Source organism: Enterobacter sp. FB (genome assembly GCF_000805795.1).
GTDB classification, from domain to species: Bacteria; Pseudomonadota; Gammaproteobacteria; order Enterobacterales; family Enterobacteriaceae; genus Enterobacter; species Enterobacter roggenkampii.
On sequence record NZ_JSZC01000006.1, the window covers coordinates 159,507 to 178,987 of the forward strand.

The following is a 19,481-nucleotide window of genomic DNA, read 5'->3' on the forward strand; positions in this document are numbered from 1 at the left end:
GTAACGATGTCTGAGCAAACTCATCCTTTATGGAATCAATTTATTCGCGCGGTGCAGGAAGAAGTGAAGCCTGCCCTTGGGTGTACCGAGCCCGTCTCTCTGGCACTGGCCTGTGCGATTGCCGCAGACCTCCTGCCGGGGGAGGTCACTCGGATTGAGGCGTGGGTCTCGCCGAACCTGATGAAAAACGGGCTGGGCGTGACGGTACCGGGTACCGGCATGGTCGGATTACCGATTGCGGCGGCGCTGGGCGCGATTGGCGGTAACGCGCACGCCGGACTGGAGGTGTTGAAAAATGCCACAGCCGATGCACTGGTCCGCGCCAAAGCCCTGCTTGAGGCAGGGCAAGTGCAGGTAAAACTGCAGGAGCCCTGCGATGAGATCCTCTATTCCCGCGCCTGCGTTTATGCCGGGGATCTCTCGGCAATGGTGACCATCGCGGGCGGGCATACCCGGGTGGTGGAAGTGGTTTGCCAGGGGGAAACGCGCTTTACGCTGGATAAGCCCGTGACCGAGGTGGATGACAACCCGCTGGCGGTACTGTCGCACGCTACGCTGTCGCAGATCCTGGAATTTGTCGAGCAGGTGCCGTTTGAGGCCATTCGCTTCATCCTGGAAGCAGGGCAACTGAACGATGCGCTCTCCCGCGAAGGGCTCAGCGGGAAGTGGGGGCTGCATATTGGCGCAACGCTTGAGAAGCAGCGCTCGCGCGGATGGCTGGCGCAGGATCTGGGTTCAGACATTGTTATTCGCACCAGCGCCGCCTCGGATGCCCGGATGGGGGGCGCGACGCTGCCGGCGATGAGCAATTCGGGCTCCGGTAACCAGGGGATCACCGCCACCATGCCCGTCGTTGTTGTGGCTGAGCACCTTCAGGCCGGTGACGAACGGCTGGCGCGGGCGCTGATGCTGTCGCATCTGTCGGCGATCTATATCCATCACCAGCTTCCTCGCCTGTCCGCACTGTGCGCGGCGACAACGGCGGCGATGGGCGCAGCGGCGGGCATGGCATGGCTGATGGGGGGCCGTTATCGGACCATCGCGATGGCGATCGGCAGTATGATCGGTGACGTCAGCGGGATGATCTGCGACGGGGCGTCAAACAGCTGCGCCATGAAGGTTTCCACCAGCGTCAGCAGCGCCTGGAAAGCGGTGATGATGGCGCTGGATGAGTCGGGCGTGACGGGCAACGAGGGGATTGTCGCGCACGATGTGGAGCAGTCGATCGCGAACCTGTGCGCCCTGGCGTGCCGCTCGATGCAGGCAACGGACCGGCAGATTATTGAGATCATGGCGAGTAAGGTGTAGCGAGTTCAGGGCTCTATCGGTTCCCTCTCCCTGTGGGAGAGGGTTAGGGTGAGGGCGTTCTTTAAACCGGCAAATCAATCAGCAGTGCGCGCAGCGGCGTATCCGCCACAAGGGTGATATTCGCTTCATCACGAATAAACGCGCCGTCGCCGCAGGTGAGCGCTTCTTTCTGTTCCGCGTGCGTCACCGCATGCACTGTACCGTGAATCGACTGCAGATAGGCGCGCGGGCCGTGAAGCTGGAAGCTTGCCTGCTCACCTTTCTTCAGCTCGATATGGTGCAGCCACACCTGCTGACGCAGCTGCAGGCTCTCTTTACTGCCATCAGGGGATGCAATCAGCTGTTGCTTATCGCCCGTTAAATCTAACTTCTGTACCAGCGGATTTTCCCGCTCAGGGCAGGCGTCGAGCCACAGCTGCATGCGGGTCAGCGTTTTGTCTTTGCTGAGGTTATGCTCGCTGTAGCTGATGCCCGGCTGCGTGGAAATTAACAGCGCTTCGCCAGCCTTTGCCTGGACATGATTGCCCTCGCTATCGCGGTATTCTGCCTCGCCTTCCAGGATCAGGTTCAGGATATCGACTTTCGGGTACGTACGCGGCTGGAAGGAGGCGCCCGGGGCGAGCACTTCCTGGTTCAACACGCGCAGTGAAGCGTAACCGAGGAGTTTAGGGTCAAAGTAGTGTCCAAAGGAAAAGGTGTAGCGGGCCTGCAGCCAACCGAAATCGGCTTGTCCGCACTGTTTAGCTGTTCTTGTCGTAATCATAAACTTGACCTCTCTTTACACTAAAACAATGGTAAAGGTATGGACGCTTCATTGTTAGCCAGATATTCTGCCTGGTATGTTCAAATTTCCTGAATGAGAACGAGATGGCTAAAGAGAGAGCATTGACGCTTGAGGCGCTTCGCGTCATGGACGCGATTGACCGGCGCGGCAGTTTTGCGGCGGCGGCCGATGAACTGGGGCGCGTTCCGTCTGCGCTGAGCTACACCATGCAGAAGCTGGAGGAAGAGCTGGACGTGGTGCTGTTTGACCGCTCCGGTCATCGAACAAAATTCACCAACGTCGGTCGAATGCTGCTGGAGCGCGGCCGCGTGTTGCTGGAAGCGGCGGATAAGCTGACGACCGACGCCGAAGCGCTGGCGCGCGGTTGGGAAACCCATCTGACGCTCGTGACCGAAGCGCTGGTGCCGACCGAAGCGCTGTTCCCGCTGGTGGACCGCCTGGCGGCGAAGGCTAATACGCAGCTGTCGATCATCACCGAGGTGCTGGCAGGGGCGTGGGAGCGCCTGGAGACGGGCAGGGCAGATATCGTTATTGCGCCGGACATGCACTTCCGCTCATCGTCAGAAATCAACTCGCGCAAGCTCTACAGCGTCATGAACGTCTACGTTGCCGCCCCCAACCATCCGATTCACCAGGAGCCGGAGCCGCTCTCTGAAGTGACGCGCGTGAAATATCGCGGCGTGGCGGTCGCGGATACCGCGCGCGAGCGTCCGGTACTGACGGTGCAGCTGCTGGATAAACAGCCACGTCTGACGGTGACCTCACTGGAAGACAAACGGCAGGCGCTGCTGGCCGGTCTGGGCGTGGCGACGATGCCGTACCCGTTTGTGGAGAAAGATATTGCGGAAGGGCGGCTGCGGGTCGTGAGTCCGGAGTACACCAGCGAAGTGGATATCATTATGGCGTGGCGTCGCGACAGCATGGGCGAAGCCAAATCGTGGTGCCTGCGCGAAATACCCAAACTCTTCGCCCACCACAATAAATAAACGAGTAGGCCCGGTAAGCGTAAGCGCCACCGGGCAGTAATTTACGCGACGATCTTAGGATCCGGACCAAAGCGGTTTTCACCTGGGGTGCCGCTCTGGCAGTTGAAGATAAGAATCACGATCCAGCCCACGATCGGGATCAACAGCAGCAATAGCCACCACGCTGAACGATCGGTGTCGTGCAGCCGACGGAACAATACCGCCCACGATGGCAGCAGGACTAACAGGCCATAAATGGTGGTCAGCACGCCTTCACCGCCAGCCCGCTCCCAGCCAAGAATTTTATCCACAATACCCAGCACCATGATGAGGATGAAGTTCACCAGAACGAACATCCAGTACTCTTTGCGGCGGGCGCGGCCACCAAATCCAATGTAGTTGCGCAGTACTTTTAAATACCAGTCCATTTTCCTTGCCTCATTAGTCAGTCAATCACTTGTTTTCTAAGCGATCGAGGTAAGAATAGATGGAGATTGTGAATTAAAAAAGGGCATCTGGTGATGCCCTTACTATTTATCCAAAACGGACGTCGCGCCCGTGCGGTTCATCCAGATCCTGCCACGGCCCGATGGAGATAATACCCGTCGGGTTGATGGTCTTGTGGCTGCGGAAATAGTGGGTGCGAATATGGTCGAAGTCGACCGTCTCCGCGATGCCCGGCATCTGGTAGATGTCGCGCAGGAAACCATGCAGGTTCAGGTAGTCGCTGATGCGGTGCTTGTCGCACTTAAAGTGGGTGACATAGACCGGATCAAAGCGAACCAGCGTGGTCCACAGGCGAATGTCCGCTTCCGTCAGGCGATCGCCCGTCAGGTAGCGATGCTGGCCCAGGATCTGTTCCAGGCGTTCCAGCGATTCAAACACCTTTCCGACCGCTTCGTCATACGCTTCCTGGCTGGTGGCGAAACCGGCCTTATAGACACCGTTATTGACGTTGTCGTAAATCCAGCCGTTCAGTTCGTCAATTTTCTCGCGCAGCTCCACCGGATAGTAATCTCCGGCACGGGCGCCGTGCGCGTCAAACGCGGTATTGAACATGCGGATGATTTCCGCAGACTCATTGCTGACAATCGTCTGGTTTTTCTTGTCCCACAGCACCGGCACGGTCACGCGCCCGGTGTAGTGCGGATCGGCGCGCAGATAGAGCTGGTACAGGAAATCATGGTGATAAAGATCGTCGCCGGTTGCCGCAGGGAAATCACTGTCAAACGTCCAGCCGTTTTCCAGCATCAGCGGGTTGACCACGGAAACCGGAATGAAGGATTCGAGACCTTTAAGCTTGCGCACGATCAGCGTGCGGTGGGCCCACGGGCAGGCGAGGGAAACATAAAGATGATAACGATCTTTCTCAGCCGCGAAGCCGCCTTCGCCGCTCGGGCCTGGTGCGCCGTCGGCGGTCAGCCAGTTACGGAAGGCCGAAACAGAGCGCTTAAAGCGACCTCCGGTGGATTTGGTGTCATACCAGACATCCTGCCAGACGCCGTCTACGAGTTGTCCCATTTTTTCTCCTCCGTCAGATAGCAAAAGCGAGGAGATGTCTCCTCGCTTTGTGTTTATTCAGTATAGCGTGCTTACCATTTCTTATTCAGAACGCGGTCGATGCTGTATGCGCCCGGGCCAGTGACGGCCAGCAGCAGGAAGCCACCCGCGATGGTCAGGTTTTTCATGAACATCAGTGAGTTCACGCCTTCCGCAAAGTTGTTGTGGAAGATGAACGCGGTCAGCAGGGTGAAGCCTGCGGTAAACAGCGCGGTGGTGCGGGTCAGGAAGCCGAACAGCACTGCCAGGCCGCCGCCGAACTCAAGAAGAATGGTCAGTGGCAACAGGAACCCCGGAACGCCCATGGCTTCCATATACTGCTGGGTGCCTGCATAACCGGTGATTTTTCCCCAACCTGCCACGATGAACAGAATTGGCATCAGAATACGCGCGACCAGTACACCAACATCTTCTAATTTTTTCATTTTACTCTCCAGGAAACCACATCAGCGGCTGAACGTTATTTCTCTGCAATTCCGGGTAGATACCGCGTCGTTGCTGTCGATGGAGAGCATCATAAACGTGACGGTGGGCGATTGTTAGCAAGGAAAACTGTCAATCTTCTTCAAAGATATTGAGTAAGGGAGGGGAGGATTTTGCCGGGTGGCGCTGCGCTTACCCGGCCTACGCGTGTAAGTAGGCCGGGTAAGGCGTAGCCGCCACCCGGCGAGAAGGCTAGCGTAATTGCTGCTGACGGATCGTGGCTTTCACCAGACGCCAGGCGCTCCAGGCACCAAAACCACGGCGCGCCCAGCGGATGAGCATATTTGGATGACGAACCGTCCAGATAGCCATCACGCTGCTGCCGACCAGCGCCCATGAACGCAGGCTCAGGAAGGTGTTCCAGCCCCGGTCAAACCGTCGCGTCGCGTCAATCCAGTCGCGACGGCTGGCCGACAGATCCAGCCGTTGCTGCTGGATCTGGCTTAGCAGGTACGCTTTTCGCTTTTGACGTTCGGCTTTACCGCTCACGGCTTGTCATCCTCCAGCAGGGCGCGATCGTTAGCCAGCTCCTGACGCGTATGGCGCAGGAACGTGGACTTACGCGCTTTACGCAGCGTCCATATGCCGCCAATCAGCGCCGCGACCAGCAGAACGACGGTCGTGGCAATCATGGCGTTAAGACGATACTGCGGGTCAATGGCCCAGATGATTAACACCATCAGGCTCATCAGACCAAACGCGGCGAAGAGCATGGTCAGTCCAAGCATCAGCAGCATCTGGAAGAGGTTCGCTTTCTCCTCCTCCAGTTCGACCACTGCCAGCCGGACGCGCGTTTCGGCAATCCCGACCAGCGTCGTCAAAATACGCTGGCCGATGCCGAGGACGTTGTTAGCAGGCCCTTGTGCGTGACGAGGATCTTCCATATCAACGACGCGTCAGCAGGACACCCAGTACCACACCGACTGCGGCACCAATTCCGACACCCGTCCATGGATTATCACGCACGTATTCGTCCGCACGCGCGGCCGCTTCGCGGGTCTGTTTTGCCAGCGCATCGCCGGTTTCACCCAGGCGATAGCGGCTCTCTTTCAGCGCCTGCTCCGCCTTGCTGCGCAGCTTGCTGACCTCTTCTTTTGACTTGTCAGCAGAGGAGTTCAGCACCTCTTCCAGGGTATCGGCCAGGGATTTCAGTTCAGCGCGCAGATGTTCAGACGTCGTATCTTTTGACATGATTCTCTCCTGTTGAGATTTCCGTTAACTCAATAATCGCGAGCTTCCAGCGCTTTCAGGTCGTCCTGCGCTTCTTTCAACTTCTTCTCGCGCTTAGCAATTTTTTCCGCATCCCCTTTCTCTTTCGCTTCCTGCAGGTCGCGACGGCGCTCGGCTATCTCGTCCTTCTGTTCAGCGATTTTCTTCTGGTGGTCGGCACGCAGCTTGCTGTCTGAACAGTTCGCTTTCACTTCGCTCAGCGCTTTTTTAAGACCATCAACACGGTGCTGATTGTTATGCTTTTCGGCATAACCGATCTCACGCTGAATATCCTGTTCTTTCTCCTGACAGAGAGAATTTGCGAAGGATGCTGTGCTTAAAGAAAAAAGGGCCAGAGCCAGAGTCATGCGGAATTTCATTATCGAAACCTTCCATTGTGTTGCGGCGTAAGCCGCTATCCAAAGTTATGCGGAGTACAGTCGAGGGGTGCTCCGCGTACTTAAGCATAGTAAGTAAACGGGGGATTCACCAAAGTGAGTGAAAAGATTCGGAATCCTGGTAATTATCCAAACCGATGCGACGTATCGCGAATCAGCGACAGCCAGGCAGCAGGCTGGCTGTCATCTTCCTGCTGAGCGATGATATACCCGTGCGGCAGCGTACGGTCGAGAACCACTTTTGCGGCGGCACTTTGCGCACGGGAATCAAACTTGATCAGTAACACATCGTCCTGCGGGGTGATGCTCTTAAAACGTATCCCGTTCGCATCCAGATGATGCCAGACAGAAAAACCGTCAGGCACGCTGGCACCCTGGTTCACCGGGCGAATGGCCAGCGTGGATTCCTGGTGCGAAAGCGCGCTCCATGCCAGCAGCATGGCGCTGAGCACCACCAGTGTTATCACGGCGCAGGCAAAACGGCGCAGGGCGAGCGGTGAGATAGCCATCGTTAGCCTCTGGCTCCGTATTTCTTTTTCCACAGGACGACCAGCGAGCCGATCAGACCGAAGACCAGCAGCACCACAGGCAGCAGCATCAGGCAGGACATCAGCTGGTCTTCATATTTCATAAAGACTGGCGTTTTCCCCAACGCATAGCCGAGCGTCGTCAGAATCAGTACCCACAGCAGGCCGCTCATCCAGTTAAAGAACTGGAAGCGCGCGCTGCTCAGCCCCGACAGACCGGCAATGGTCGGCAACAGGGTGCGTACAAAGGCGATAAAGCGGCCAATCAGCAGCGCAGAAAGCCCGTGCTTATGGAAAAGGTGGTGCGCCCGCTGGTGATAATGTGCAGGCAGGTGCGAGAGCCAGTTCTGGACGATCCGGGTATTGCCCAGCCATCTTCCCTGGATGTAGCTGACCCAGCAGCCGAGACTCGCGGCGACGGTCAGTAACAAAATAGTTTGCGGGAATGCCATCGCCCCTTTAGCGCACAGCACGCCGACAAGCACCAGTAAACTGTCACCGGGCAGGAAAGCAGCAGGCAGCAAGCCGTTCTCAAGGAACAGGATCATAAACAAGACGAAATAGAGCATGCCAATCATGGAAGGGTTGGCCAGCGTTTCAAAATCCTGCGCCCAGAGGGCATGCAGTAGTTGGGTCAAAAGTTCCATTCAGTGTTCCTGGAAATCGGTTAACGTCATGCCTGTTATCCGGGACAAACAGCACGGCGACATGGTTGTGATTTCATTATGGTCGCTCGCGGACACATTGCGGTGTGGCCAACACTGTTCCCTGTTAATTGGCTGGTTAGCAAGCACTAACTTACAAAATAACGAAGTGAATCCAATTGTAACAAAGCCCAACGTTCTGCGTCACAGAATTTGCAGGCGTGAGTTGATTTTGGCGTAAGCCCAGAAAGTGAGCGAGGGGATTTACAAAGGCTGACACTATATATGTTTTGCTTACCCACGTTCGCCGGAAGGCGCAGCGAAGCGCCTGCCAGCGGGAAGGTCATCTATTTTGCGGCACTGGGGACCGTATCGAGATGAACAACGGGATTATCGGCGAAAAGATAGCGGTCAGCGTTAAATTCGAAGTCGTCGCTGGTTTCATTGAACAGCATCTGCTTAGTGTTTTCCAGGTGCTGCCACATCGCCAGCTTAGCGGCGTGCGGATCTTTACGAATCAGCGCTTTAAGGATTTGATCGTGATCGTCACACCAGTTGTCGACGGTACGGGAATCGATATGGTCGTGCAGTTTTTTCCAGTACGGGTTGTGAACGCGCTGAGTCCACATTTTCTCAACGATTGCCGCCAGCGCCGTATTCTGGGTTGCCAGGGCGACCTGGACGTGGAACTGCAGATCCCACTCAGAATCGCGGAAACATTTTTCCTTGCGGGCATTCTCCTGGATTTCCATCAGCTTCATGATGTCCTGCTTGGTCACCTGCGTCGCCGCAAATTCGGCAATGTTGCTTTCAATCAGCTGGCGAGCCTGGAGGAGCTCAAACGGACCATAGCTGGCGAATTCCAGACTTTCGTCCGCGACGGGAGAGTGTTTCGGCAGATTGGAAATGACGTGAATGCCGGAGCCTTTGCGTACCTCAACGTAGCCTTCGACTTCCAGCATGATGATCGCTTCACGCACCACGGTGCGGCTGACGCTTTTTTCATCCGCGATAAAGCGCTCGGCGGGCAGTTTATCACCGACAAGATAGACACCTTGCTCGATGCGATCTTTCAGCTCCGCAGCAAGTTGTTGATATAAACGACGTGGTTCGGTGATTTCCATATGCGCTCCAGACAGGGTACGGCAGATGATTTGTTATACCACTTTTGCGTGCCACTCTCCAGATTTTGCCATTAAAAAAGCCGCTACTGAGCGGCCTTTAAATGCCCGGCGGCGCTTCGCTTGCCGGGCCTACGGGTTTTGTACGCCGGGTAAGCGTAGCGCCACCCGGCACAGCAAGGCTAACTCTGCGTCGCCGGTCCTCCGAGAGACTCTTTCGCCAGCTCCTCTGCCGATTTGCTTTTCAGCACCGTCCAGATCACCACCGCGCCCAGCAGGTCGAAGACCGCCAGTACCGCAAACAGCGGGCTGAAGCCGATGGTATCCGCCAGCGCGCCGACGACCAGCGCGAACATCGTACTCGCGGTCCAGGCGGCCATCCCGGTCAGGCCGTTGGCGGTGGCCACTTCGTTGCGACCGAAGACGTCAGACGAGAGCGTAATCAGCGCGCCGGACAGGGACTGGTGCGCAAAACCACCGATGCACAGCAGGGCGATGGCCACGTACGGGCTGGTGAACAGGCCGATCATGCCCGGGCCAATCATCAGCAGTGCGCCCATGGTGACCACCATCTTACGGGAAACGATCAGGTTCACGCCAAACCAGCGCTGGAACAGCGGTGGCAGGTAGCCGCCCACGATACAGCCCAGGTCAGCGAACAGCATCGGCATCCAGGCGAACATTGCGATCTCTTTCAGGTTAAAGCCGTAGACTTTAAACATGAACAGTGGGATCCACGCGTTGAAGGTCCCCCAGGCCGGTTCCGCCAGGAAACGCGGCAGGGCGATCCCCCAGAACTGACGGGTGCCCAGGATCTGCCAGACGGTCATTTTTTTGCCGTTGTTGGTCTGATGCTGCGCTTCCTGACCACCAATGATGTACTCGCGTTCTTCTTCGGAGAGTTTTTTCTGATCGCGCGGGTGTTTATAGAAAACCAGCCACGCGATTGCCCAGGCGAAGCTCAGCACGCCGGAAATGATGAAAGCCATCTGCCAGCTGTGCATCACGATAGCCCACACCACCAGCGGCGGCGCAATCATCGCCCCGATGGACGAACCCACGTTGAAGTAGCCGACAGCAATAGAGCGCTCTTTTGCCGGGAACCACTCGGAACTGGCCTTCAGTCCCGCCGGGATCATCGCGGCTTCTGCCGCACCGACCGCGCCGCGCGCCAGCGCCAGGCCGCCCCAGCTGCCCGCCAGCGCGGTGGCTCCGCAGAACACCGCCCAGGCGATGGCGAAGAAGGCATAGCCGATTTTGGTACCGAGGATATCCAGCACGTAGCCTGCAACAGGCTGCATGATGGTGTACGCCGCGGAATAGGCAGCAATGATGTAGGAGTATTGCTGCGTGGAGATATGCAGCTCTTCCATTAACGTCGGCGCTGCGGCTGCGACGGTGTTACGCGTCAGGTAGCCCAGCACGGTGCCTAACGTCACCAGTGCGATCATGTACCAACGTAACCCTTTAATTTTACGCATGTAAAACCTCATCGTTATAGTATTGCCGTGCCGGGACACGGTAACCGCTCAACCGTTGCCGGGAGCCGTTCAGTAACGGGAGGGGCGTAACCGGGAAATGTCCCGGAACGGCCCGAACCTTGCCAAAAGTCATCTGCATAAGTCGGTTTCCGTACCGTTAAATCTGGTGTAACTGACACCAGGAATGCATTCCGTCGGCTTATAGTTTGCGACGGCGAAAAGATAACTTGTCATACAGCTTTAAAAGGTGAGTGACATCACAAATGTATGATTCTTTGTGGGGACATTATTCGTGTCGCTTCAAGCCAGTACTGGCGCGGCTTGTAGAAGGATTTACCCCAATTTGGGTAATGTATTTGTCTGCGTTTATTGATCTCACTCACGAAAAAAACGTCGGATGGTGGAAATTGGTGTGATAACTTTGCAGCATATGAACATACGCTTTCTGACGCTCCCGTAATGAGGAAGACGATAATGACGCCGTTTATGACCGACGATTTTCTGTTAGATACCGAATTTGCTCGCCGCCTGTACCACGACTATGCAAAAGATCAGCCGATTTTCGACTACCACTGCCATTTGCCGCCGCAGCAGGTTGCCGAAAATTACCGTTTCAAAAACCTGTATGACATCTGGCTGAAGGGTGACCATTACAAATGGCGTGCGATGCGCACCAACGGCGTGGCTGAGCGCCTGTGCACCGGCGATGCGACCGATCGTGAGAAGTTTGACGCCTGGGCGGCGACCGTCCCGCACACCATCGGTAACCCGCTCTATCACTGGACGCACCTTGAGCTGCGTCGCCCGTTTGGCATCACCGGCAAACTGCTCTCTCCAACGACCGCCGATGAAATCTGGGACCAGTGCAATGCGCTCCTGGCGCAGGATAACTTCTCCGCGCGCGGCATCATGAAGCAGATGAACGTGAAGATGGTCGGCACCACCGACGATCCGATTGACTCCCTGGAGCATCATGCCGTTGTCGCCAAAGACACCACTTTTGATATCAAAGTGCTGCCAAGCTGGCGCCCGGACAAAGCCTTCAACATTGAGCAGGCCACGTTCAACGACTACATGGCGAAGCTGGCGGAAGTGTCCGATACCGACATCCGTCGTTTCGCCGATCTGCAAACCGCGCTGACCAAACGTCTGGATCACTTCGCGGCGCACGGCTGTAAAGTCTCTGACCACGCGCTGGACGTGGTGCTGTTTGCGGAATCAAACGAGGCCGAGCTGGACAGCATTCTGGCGCGTCGCCTCTCCGGTGAATCGCTTAGCGAGCACGAAGTGGCGCAGTTTAAAACCGCGGTGCTGGTGTTCCTCGGTGCCGAATACGCGCGTCGCGGCTGGGTACAGCAGTACCACATCGGTGCGCTGCGCAATAACAACCAGCGCCAGTTTAAACTGCTGGGTGCGGACGTGGGCTTTGACTCCATCAACGACCGTCCGCTGGCGGAAGAGCTGTCAAAACTGCTGAGCAAACAGAACGAACAAAACCTGCTGCCGAAAACCATTCTCTACTGCCTGAACCCGCGCGATAACGAAGTGCTGGGCACGATGATCGGCAACTTCCAGGGCGAAGGGATGCCGGGCAAGATGCAGTTCGGCTCCGGCTGGTGGTTCAACGATCAGAAAGACGGCATGGAGCGTCAGATGACGCAGCTGGCGCAGCTTGGCCTGCTGAGCCGTTTTGTCGGCATGCTGACCGACAGCCGCAGCTTCCTGTCCTATACCCGTCATGAATACTTCCGCCGCATTCTGTGCCAGATGATTGGCCGCTGGGTGCACGCAGGCGAAGCGCCGGCGGATATTCAGCTGCTGGGCGACATGGTGAAAAACATCTGCTTTAACAATGCGCGTGACTACTTCGCCATTGAACTGAACTAGGGCCGTTTGAGGTTGATATGCAATACATCAAAATCCATTCGCTGGATAACGTGGCCGTCGCGCTGGCAGATTTAACCGAAGGGACGGAAGTCACCTTCGACAACCAGTCGGTGACGTTACGCCAGTCCGTTGGACGTGGACACAAGTTTGCCCTGATCCCCATTGCCAAAGGGGAAAACGTGGTGAAGTACGGTCTGCCCATCGGTCATGCGCTGGCGGATATCGCGCCGGGTGAATACATCCATTCCCACAACGCCCGCACAAATCTGAGCGATCTGGACGAGTACAGCTATCAACCTGATTTACCTGCGGCACAAGAGCAGGCGGCGGATCGTGAGGTGCAGATCTACCGCCGCGCAAACGGCGACGTGGGGATCCGCAACGAGCTGTGGATCCTCCCGACCGTCGGCTGCGTGAACGGGATTGCGCGTCAGATCCAGACGCGCTTCCTGAAAGAGACCAACGATGCCGAAGGCACTGACGGCGTGCATCTGTTCAGCCACACCTACGGCTGCTCCCAGCTGGGTGACGACCACATCAACACCCGAACCATGCTGCAAAACATGGTGCACCACCCGAACGCGGGCGCGGTGCTGGTGATTGGCCTGGGCTGCGAGAACAATCAGGTGGACGCCTTCCGCGAGACGCTCGGTGAGTTTGACCCTGAGCGCGTGCACTTTATGGTGTGCCAGCATCAGGACGACGAAGTGGAAGCGGGCGTCGAACAGCTTCATCAGCTGTATGAGGTGATGCGCCACGACAGGCGCGAGCCGGGCAAGCTGAGCGAGCTGAAGTTTGGTCTGGAATGCGGCGGGTCTGATGGCCTGTCCGGTATCACCGCCAACCCGATGCTGGGGCGCTTCTCGGACTATGTGATCGCCAACGGCGGCACGACGGTATTGACCGAGGTGCCGGAGATGTTCGGTGCGGAACGTATTCTGATGAGCCACTGCCGCGATGAAGAGACGTTTGAGAAGACCGTCACCATGGTGAACGACTTCAAGCAGTACTTCATTGCCCACAATCAGCCCATTTACGAGAACCCGTCGCCGGGTAACAAAGCGGGGGGGATCACCACGCTGGAAGAGAAATCCCTCGGCTGCACCCAGAAAGCAGGCGCGAGCCAGGTGGTTGACGTTCTGCGCTACGGCGAGCGCCTGAAAACGCACGGTCTGAACCTGCTGAGCGCGCCCGGTAACGATGCGGTCGCCACCAGCGCGCTGGCGGGAGCCGGCTGCCATATGGTGCTGTTCAGCACCGGTCGCGGCACGCCGTACGGCGGTTTTGTGCCGACGGTGAAAATCGCCACCAACAGCGAGCTGGCGGCGAAGAAAAAACACTGGATTGACTTTGATGCCGGGCAGCTTATCCACGGCAAGGCGATGCCGCAGCTGCTGACGGAATTCGTGGATGCGATTGTGGAAATTGCCAGCGGCAAGCAGACCTGCAACGAGAAGAACGATTTCCGCGAGCTGGCAATCTTTAAGAGCGGTGTGACGCTGTAAGTACTTTGTCGGGTGGCGCTAGCGCTTACCCGACCTACTAAACCCTGTAGGCCCGGTAAGGCGTAGCCGCCACCGGGCTTTTCTTTTTAACTGCGGAGGGCGTTCTTCGCTAAACGCGCGTCTTCCGCCTGACAGGCCGCCGCGGTAAACAGCACGTCGGTAGAGGAGTTCAGCGCGGTTTCGCAGGAGTCCTGCAGCACGCCGATGATAAAGCCGACGGCAACCACCTGCATGGCGATTTCGTTCGGGATGCCGAACATATTACACGCCAGCGGGATCAGCAGCAGCGAACCGCCCGCCACGCCGGATGCGCCGCAGGCGCACAGCGATGCCACCACGCTCAGCAGCAGCGCGGTTGGCAGATCCACCGGAATACCCAGCGTATGCACCGCCGCCAGGGTCAGTACAGTGATCGTAATCGCCGCACCCGCCATGTTCACGGTCGCACCCAGTGGGATCGACACGGAATAGGTATCGCGATCCAGGTTCAGCTTCTCCGCCAGCGCCATGTTCACCGGTATGTTCGCCGCAGAGCTGCGGGTGAAGAAGGCATACACGCCGCTCTCGCGCAGGCAGGTCAGCACCAGCGGATACGGGTTGCGGCGGATCTGCCAGAACACCAGCAGCGGGTTGATCACCAGCGCCACCAGCAGCATACAGCCGACCAGCACAACCAGCAGTTGCGCGTAGCCCCACAGCGCGTCAAAACCGGTGGTTGCCAGCGTGGAGGAGACCAGGCCGAAAATACCGATTGGCGCAAAGCGAATCACCAGCTTCACCATAAAGGTGACAGCGTTGGACAAATCGTTGACCAGGTTTTTCGTGGTCTCGTTGCCGTGACGCAGCGCGAAGCCCAGACCAATCGCCCAGACCAGGATGCCAATGTAGTTTCCGCTCATCAGCGCGGTGATGGGGTTAGAGACCATGCTCATCAGCAGACCGCGAAGGACTTCCACAATGCCGGACGGCGGCGTGATATCACCGGCCGCGCTGGTCAGGTGCAGCGTGGACGGGAACAGGAAGCTAAACACCACGGCCGTTAAGGCTGCAGAGAAGGTTCCCAGAAGATACAGGAACAGAATAGGGCGAATGTTGGTTTTTTGTCCGTGCTGGTGGTTGGCAATCGATGCCATGACCAGCATCAGAACCAGTACCGGCGCGACGGCTTTCAGGGCGCCCACAAACAGCGTCCCGAGCAGCCCCGTGGCCTCCGCAGCAGGTTTTGACACCATGGCCAGCAGAATACCCAGCACCAGTCCTACCAGAATTTGTTTAACCAGACTTCCCTGCGCCAGGCGCGCAAAAAGACCCGTCGATTGTGTGCTCATACATTATTCCTGAGTGAAATTGCGTTCCATTCCGAATGTGCTCTTAGTCACATTTATGTCCGGATGTAAGTAAATGTTTGCCTGGTCGAGTATAGGGAATGCGCGAAAGGAGGGAAGCGTAAAATGCTGGATTTTACGTGTTGCGTCATGTTTTTTAACTATTGATTAACGAAAGTGCCGGGTGGCGCTGCGCTTACCCGGCCTACGGGGTGACGTTGTAGGCCCGGTAAGCCCAGCGCCACCGGGCAAAACGCATTAAGCCTGCTGCTTCTTATCGTGCTGGCGGTTAACCCAGGTATTGATAATCAGCGTCACGATCAGAATGCCAAACACCACGCCGAGCGAAATGGCGATCGGGATATGGTAGAAATCGACGATCAGCATCTTGATACCGATAAACACCAGGATCACCGACAGGCCGTACTTCAGCATGGAGAAGCGCTCCGCCGCGCCCGCCAGCAGGAAGTACATCGCGCGCAGGCCGAGGATGGCGAACAGGTTAGAGGTCAGAACGATGAACGGGTCGGTGGTCACCGCGAAAATGGCCGGAATGCTGTCCACGGCGAAAATCACGTCGCTCAGCTCAACCAGAATCAGCACCAGCAGCAGCGGGGTGGCAAACAGCAGGCCGTTCTTGCGCACGAAGAAGTGCTCGCTCTCGATCTTGTCGGTCATGCGCAGATGGCCGCGGATCCACTTCACCAGCGGGCGATCGCCAATCGCGGAGCCGTCCTCTTTCGCCAGCGCCATTTTGACCCCGGTGAACAGCAGGAACGCGCCGAAGACGTACAGCAGCCACTCGAACTGGGTAATCAGCCAGCTGCCAGCGAAGATCATGATGGTACGCAGGATAATTGCACCCAGCACGCCGTACACCAGCACGCGACGCTGCAGAGCCGCAGGCACGGCGAAGTAGCTGAACAGCATCAGCCAGACGAAGACGTTATCAACCGCCAGGGCTTTTTCAATCAGATAGCCAGTGAGGAAGGCGAGCGCCTGAGGATCGGCCACCGCGCGGCCTTCGGTCGAGGCCAGATACCACCAGAAGGCGGCGCAGAAGAGCAGGGAGAGAGTAACCCAGACCAGCGACCAGACGGCGGCCTGTTTCATGGTCATGCCGTGCGCGCCGCGACGGCCCTGCAAAAAGAGGTCGATCGCCAGCATGATGAGCACGACAACCGCGAATCCGCCCCACAACATTGGAGTGCCGACAGAATGCATACTATTTTCCTTACACATAAAAAACAAAAACGGCCATGGTCAGAAGACGATAGCCGTTAGCTTTTTATGCATAGACCTCGCCTTCCGGCAAGGTCTCACTTACAACCACGAGGGTTGCCCGGCGACCGGATGCGGTATTGCACGCATCGTAATGACGATCCACCGGCGAAGAAGTTACTCCCCTTTGCAGGTAACAAAATATGTCAGACCATCGGTTTCGTCAATGGTCTGCGCCGTTTCATTACACAGCTTTACGCGATAACTTCCGCGCTCACGCCGTCTGCCGGGAATACCACGCCGGTCTGACGGCGGATCTCCGTTTGCAGCTTCGCCGTGGTGCGGCTCACCGCAAGGCCTGGGTGATTCACTTCGTTGTCTTCCACCAGACGGGCGAAGACCTCTGCCTCATAGAGCATAGTGTTAATATGCTGAGGCTGCGTCAGCTCCTGCGCTTTGCCGCCGCGCGGGACAAAGCTCACCTTCTGGCACTCGGAGATCTTCTCGATAACCAGCGAGCCCGCTTCGCCCTGAATTTCGCTCGGCAGGACAGAATCGCTCACCTTGGAGTGCTGCAGCGTCACGCTGAAATCACCGTAATCCAGCACCGCGACACCGTGCGCATCCACGCCGCTCTCCAGCAGGCTGGCGGTGGCCGTGACGCCGTGCGGCTCGCCCCACAGGGCCACGGCAGAGGCCAGGCAGTAGAAACCGATATCCATAATCGAGCCGTTCGAGAAGGCCGGGTTAAAGGTGTTCGGGTTCTCGCCGTCGAGATAGCGCTGGTAGCGCGACGAGTACTGGCAGTAGTTGATAAACGCTTTGCGTACTTTGCCCACCTTCGGCAGGGACTGCTGCAGCAGCAGGAAGTTCGGCAGGCTGGCGGTTTTGAACGCTTCGAACAGCACCACCTGGTTTTCGCGGGCAAGCGCGATGGCGGCTTCCACTTCTTCGATGTTCGACGCCAGCCGCTTCTCGCAAATCACATGCTTTTTATGGCTGAGGAACAGCTTCGTTTGCGGGAAGTGCAGGGCGTTCGGGCTGGCGATATAGACCGCGTCAATGGCGTCGCTTTGCGCCATGTCATCAAGCGAGGTGAAGAGATGCTCGACCAGGTAATCGTTGGCAAAACTCTGCGCCTGCTCAAGGCTGCGGGAATAGACTGCGGTAAGTTTCAGTTTGCCGGTTTCGTGGGCGGCGTCGACGAACTGGCGCGTGATCCAGTTCGTTCCAATGACTGCGAAACGTATCATAAACGTTTACGTACTCCGTAGCGGGGAACTTTTAGCCACTGTAGCACGTCATCATGACAATTCGCGTGCGCTATTCCGCATTACCTTTTAACGATAAATGCGTAAGCCACAGCCGGGTATCAAACTCCAGCTGGTGGTACTGCGGCTCCATATGGCAGCACAGAGAATAGAACGCTTTGTCGTGCTCTTTCTCTTTCAGGTGTGCGAGCTCGTGCACCACAATCATCCGCAGAAAGGCTTCCGGCGCGTTGCGAAAAACCGTCGCGACGCGGATCTCCGCCTTGGCCTTCAGCTTGCCGCCCTGCACGCGGGAGACGGCGGTGTGCAGGCCGAGCGCGTTTTTCAGCACGTGGATCTTGTTGTCGTACATCACCTTGTTGATCGGCGGCGCGCTCTTCAGATACCGGTTTTTCAGATCCTGCGTATACTGCCAGAGGGCTTTATCGGTCGCGAAATCGTGGGTGCCGGGGTAGCGTTTTTCCAGCACCGCGCCGAGCTTCTGCTCGGCAATCAGGCTGCGAACCTGAGAAAGTAAATGCTCCGGGTAGCCCTGGAGATAAGTAAGTTGGTTCATCAACGCCCCAAATCGACAATAAAACGGGTATACTCACGCACCCTTTTCAGGGATACGCCAAATTTTACCATTCAGGAGGGCCGATGAGCCACTTAGACAACGGTTTCCGTTCACTCAACCTTAAACGTTTCCCGGAAACGGACGACGTTAACCCGCTTCAGGCGTGGGAAGCGGCGGATGAATATCTGCTGCAGCAGTTGGATGAGACTGAAATCCGCGGCCCGGTTTTGATCCTGAATGACGCCTTCGGCGCGCTGGGCTGCGCCCTGGCGGAGCACACGCCGTACAGCATCGGCGATTCCTACTTAAGCGAGCTGGCGACGCGTGAAAACCTGCGCCATAACGACATCGACGAATCCAGCGTGAAGTTCCTCGACAGCACCGCGGACTACCCGCAGGCGCCGGGCGTGGTGCTCATCAAAGTGCCAAAAACCATGGCGCTGCTGGAGCAGCAGCTGCGCGCGCTGCGTAAGGTCGTCACGCCAGAAACCCGCATCATCGCGGGTGCCAAAGCGCGCGATATTCATACTTCGACGCTGGAGCTGTTTGAGAAGGTCCTTGGCCCGACCACCACCACGCTGGCCTGGAAAAAAGCGCGCCTGATCAACTGTACGTTCGCCGCCCCTGAGCTGGCCGACGCGCCAGAAACGCTGAGCTGGAAGCTGGAAGGGACAGACTGGACCATCCATAACCACGCGAACGTCTTCTCCCGCACCGGTCTGGATATCGGCGCGCGCTTCTTTATGGAACACCTGCCGGAAAATCTGGAAGGGGAAATTGTCGATCTGGGCTGCGGCAACGGCGTGATTGGCCTGACGCTGCTGGCGAAGAACCCGGAGGCCAGCGTGGTGTTCAGCGACGAATCGCCGATGGCGGTGGCCTCCAGCCGTCTGAACGTGGAAACCAATATGCCGGACGCGCTGGACCGCTGCGAGTTTATGATCAACAACGCGCTGTCGGGCGTAGAGCCGTTCCGCTTCAACGCCGTGTTCTGTAACCCGCCGTTCCACCAGAAGCACGCCCTGACGGATAACGTCGCCTGGGAGATGTTCCACCACGCGCGCCGCTGCCTGAAGATTAACGGCGAGCTGTACATCGTGGCGAACCGCCACCTGGACTACTTCCACAAGCTGAAGAAGATTTTCGGTAACTGCGTGACCATTGCGACCAATAACAAGTTCGTGGTGCTGAAGGCGGTGAAGCTGGGACGTCGTCGGTAAGATTGTTTTGCCCGGT

At 57.3% G+C, this 19,481-nt stretch carries 21 protein-coding genes; 5 read left to right on the top strand and 16 right to left on the bottom strand.

From position 1 onward, the window contains the following. Nucleotides 1-6 precede the first annotated feature (6 nt). On the top strand, nt 7-1,308 hold the full coding sequence (locus PI91_RS03190) for a serine dehydratase subunit alpha family protein (protein WP_039265422.1): 1,302 nt from the start codon (nt 7-9) through the stop codon (nt 1,306-1,308). A gap of 61 nt (nt 1,309-1,369) precedes the next feature. Here the strand turns inward: PI91_RS03190 and PI91_RS03195 are convergent, their stop codons facing one another. Beyond that, entirely contained in the window at nt 1,370-2,071 is a 702-nt protein-coding gene (locus PI91_RS03195) for a pirin family protein (RefSeq protein ID WP_039265423.1), read from the bottom strand. 104 nt (nt 2,072-2,175) lie between these two features. On the opposite strand from PI91_RS03195, the gene yhaJ reads away from it, so the two are divergent. Continuing rightward, nucleotides 2,176-3,078 carry a DNA-binding transcriptional regulator YhaJ gene (gene yhaJ, locus PI91_RS03200; protein WP_008503135.1) on the top strand — a complete coding sequence of 301 codons (903 nt, stop codon included), beginning with the start codon at nt 2,176-2,178 and terminating at the stop codon, nt 3,076-3,078. A 41-nt stretch (nt 3,079-3,119) separates the two neighbouring features. Here yhaJ and PI91_RS03205 read toward each other — a convergent pair whose 3' ends face one another. The 11 genes from PI91_RS03205 to PI91_RS03255 all read right to left on the bottom strand — a co-directional run bounded on the left by PI91_RS03205 (nt 3,120) and on the right by PI91_RS03255 (nt 10,480). Continuing rightward, a complete protein-coding gene (locus tag PI91_RS03205) occupies nt 3,120-3,485 on the bottom strand; it encodes a DUF805 domain-containing protein (protein WP_008503136.1) in 366 nt (121 codons plus the stop codon). A gap of 106 nt (nt 3,486-3,591) precedes the next feature. Further along, nucleotides 3,592-4,578 (bottom strand): glutathione S-transferase family protein, encoded by a 987-nt coding sequence (locus tag PI91_RS03210; RefSeq protein ID WP_023326148.1) that lies wholly within the window; start codon nt 4,576-4,578, stop codon nt 3,592-3,594. Between the two features lie 71 nt (nt 4,579-4,649). Continuing rightward, on the bottom strand, nt 4,650-5,042 hold the full coding sequence (locus PI91_RS03215; RefSeq protein WP_039265424.1) for a DoxX family protein: 393 nt from the start codon (nt 5,040-5,042) through the stop codon (nt 4,650-4,652). A 250-nt stretch (nt 5,043-5,292) separates the two neighbouring features. Then, complete coding sequence (locus PI91_RS03220; RefSeq protein WP_008503139.1) at nt 5,293-5,589, bottom strand: YqjK-like family protein; 297 nt, start codon at nt 5,587-5,589, stop codon at nt 5,293-5,295. After that, nucleotides 5,586-5,984 carry a phage holin family protein gene (locus PI91_RS03225; RefSeq protein WP_014885329.1) on the bottom strand — a complete coding sequence of 133 codons (399 nt, stop codon included), beginning with the start codon at nt 5,982-5,984 and terminating at the stop codon, nt 5,586-5,588. Before PI91_RS03225 ends, PI91_RS03220 begins: the two co-directional genes overlap by 4 nt. A gap of 1 nt (nt 5,985) precedes the next feature. Beyond that, entirely contained in the window at nt 5,986-6,291 is a 306-nt protein-coding gene (locus PI91_RS03230; protein ID WP_008503141.1) for a YqjD family protein, read from the bottom strand. Nucleotides 6,292-6,320: 29 nt separating this feature from the next. Next, a complete protein-coding gene (locus tag PI91_RS03235) occupies nt 6,321-6,689 on the bottom strand; it encodes a DUF1090 domain-containing protein (RefSeq protein ID WP_008503142.1) in 369 nt (122 codons plus the stop codon). A 143-nt stretch (nt 6,690-6,832) separates the two neighbouring features. After that, nucleotides 6,833-7,216 (bottom strand): EnvZ/OmpR regulon moderator MzrA, encoded by a 384-nt coding sequence (gene mzrA, locus PI91_RS03240; RefSeq protein ID WP_023294631.1) that lies wholly within the window; start codon nt 7,214-7,216, stop codon nt 6,833-6,835. A 2-nt stretch (nt 7,217-7,218) separates the two neighbouring features. Next, a complete protein-coding gene (yqjA, locus tag PI91_RS03245; RefSeq protein ID WP_008503144.1) occupies nt 7,219-7,881 on the bottom strand; it encodes a DedA family general envelope maintenance protein YqjA in 663 nt (220 codons plus the stop codon). Nucleotides 7,882-8,225: 344 nt separating this feature from the next. Continuing rightward, complete coding sequence (exuR, locus tag PI91_RS03250; protein ID WP_008503145.1) at nt 8,226-9,002, bottom strand: transcriptional regulator ExuR; 777 nt, start codon at nt 9,000-9,002, stop codon at nt 8,226-8,228. Nucleotides 9,003-9,181: 179 nt separating this feature from the next. Then, nucleotides 9,182-10,480 carry an MFS transporter gene (locus PI91_RS03255; protein WP_039265425.1) on the bottom strand — a complete coding sequence of 433 codons (1,299 nt, stop codon included), beginning with the start codon at nt 10,478-10,480 and terminating at the stop codon, nt 9,182-9,184. A 474-nt stretch (nt 10,481-10,954) separates the two neighbouring features. Between PI91_RS03255 and uxaC the strand changes: the two genes are divergently transcribed. Further along, entirely contained in the window at nt 10,955-12,367 is a 1,413-nt protein-coding gene (gene uxaC, locus PI91_RS03260) for a glucuronate isomerase (RefSeq protein ID WP_039265426.1), read from the top strand. Between the two features lie 17 nt (nt 12,368-12,384). Beyond that, nucleotides 12,385-13,872 carry a UxaA family hydrolase gene (locus tag PI91_RS03265; RefSeq protein ID WP_039265427.1) on the top strand — a complete coding sequence of 496 codons (1,488 nt, stop codon included), beginning with the start codon at nt 12,385-12,387 and terminating at the stop codon, nt 13,870-13,872. Nucleotides 13,873-13,958: 86 nt separating this feature from the next. Here PI91_RS03265 and sstT read toward each other — a convergent pair whose 3' ends face one another. The 4 genes from sstT to PI91_RS03285 all read right to left on the bottom strand — a co-directional run bounded on the left by sstT (nt 13,959) and on the right by PI91_RS03285 (nt 18,245). After that, nucleotides 13,959-15,200 (bottom strand): serine/threonine transporter SstT, encoded by a 1,242-nt coding sequence (gene sstT, locus PI91_RS03270; protein ID WP_008503149.1) that lies wholly within the window; start codon nt 15,198-15,200, stop codon nt 13,959-13,961. Between the two features lie 255 nt (nt 15,201-15,455). Next, entirely contained in the window at nt 15,456-16,421 is a 966-nt protein-coding gene (locus PI91_RS03275; protein ID WP_023344957.1) for a TerC family protein, read from the bottom strand. Between the two features lie 251 nt (nt 16,422-16,672). Then, nucleotides 16,673-17,671 carry a Gfo/Idh/MocA family protein gene (locus PI91_RS03280; protein WP_039265428.1) on the bottom strand — a complete coding sequence of 333 codons (999 nt, stop codon included), beginning with the start codon at nt 17,669-17,671 and terminating at the stop codon, nt 16,673-16,675. A 70-nt stretch (nt 17,672-17,741) separates the two neighbouring features. Beyond that, nucleotides 17,742-18,245 (bottom strand): YgjP-like metallopeptidase domain-containing protein, encoded by a 504-nt coding sequence (locus PI91_RS03285; RefSeq protein ID WP_008503152.1) that lies wholly within the window; start codon nt 18,243-18,245, stop codon nt 17,742-17,744. An 83-nt stretch (nt 18,246-18,328) separates the two neighbouring features. Between PI91_RS03285 and rlmG the strand changes: the two genes are divergently transcribed. Next, the gene (rlmG, locus tag PI91_RS03290) at nt 18,329-19,465 is read left to right on the top strand and encodes a 23S rRNA (guanine(1835)-N(2))-methyltransferase RlmG (protein ID WP_023344956.1); all 1,137 of its coding nucleotides are present in this window, start codon (nt 18,329-18,331) and stop codon (nt 19,463-19,465) included. Nucleotides 19,466-19,481: the final 16 nt, after the last annotated feature.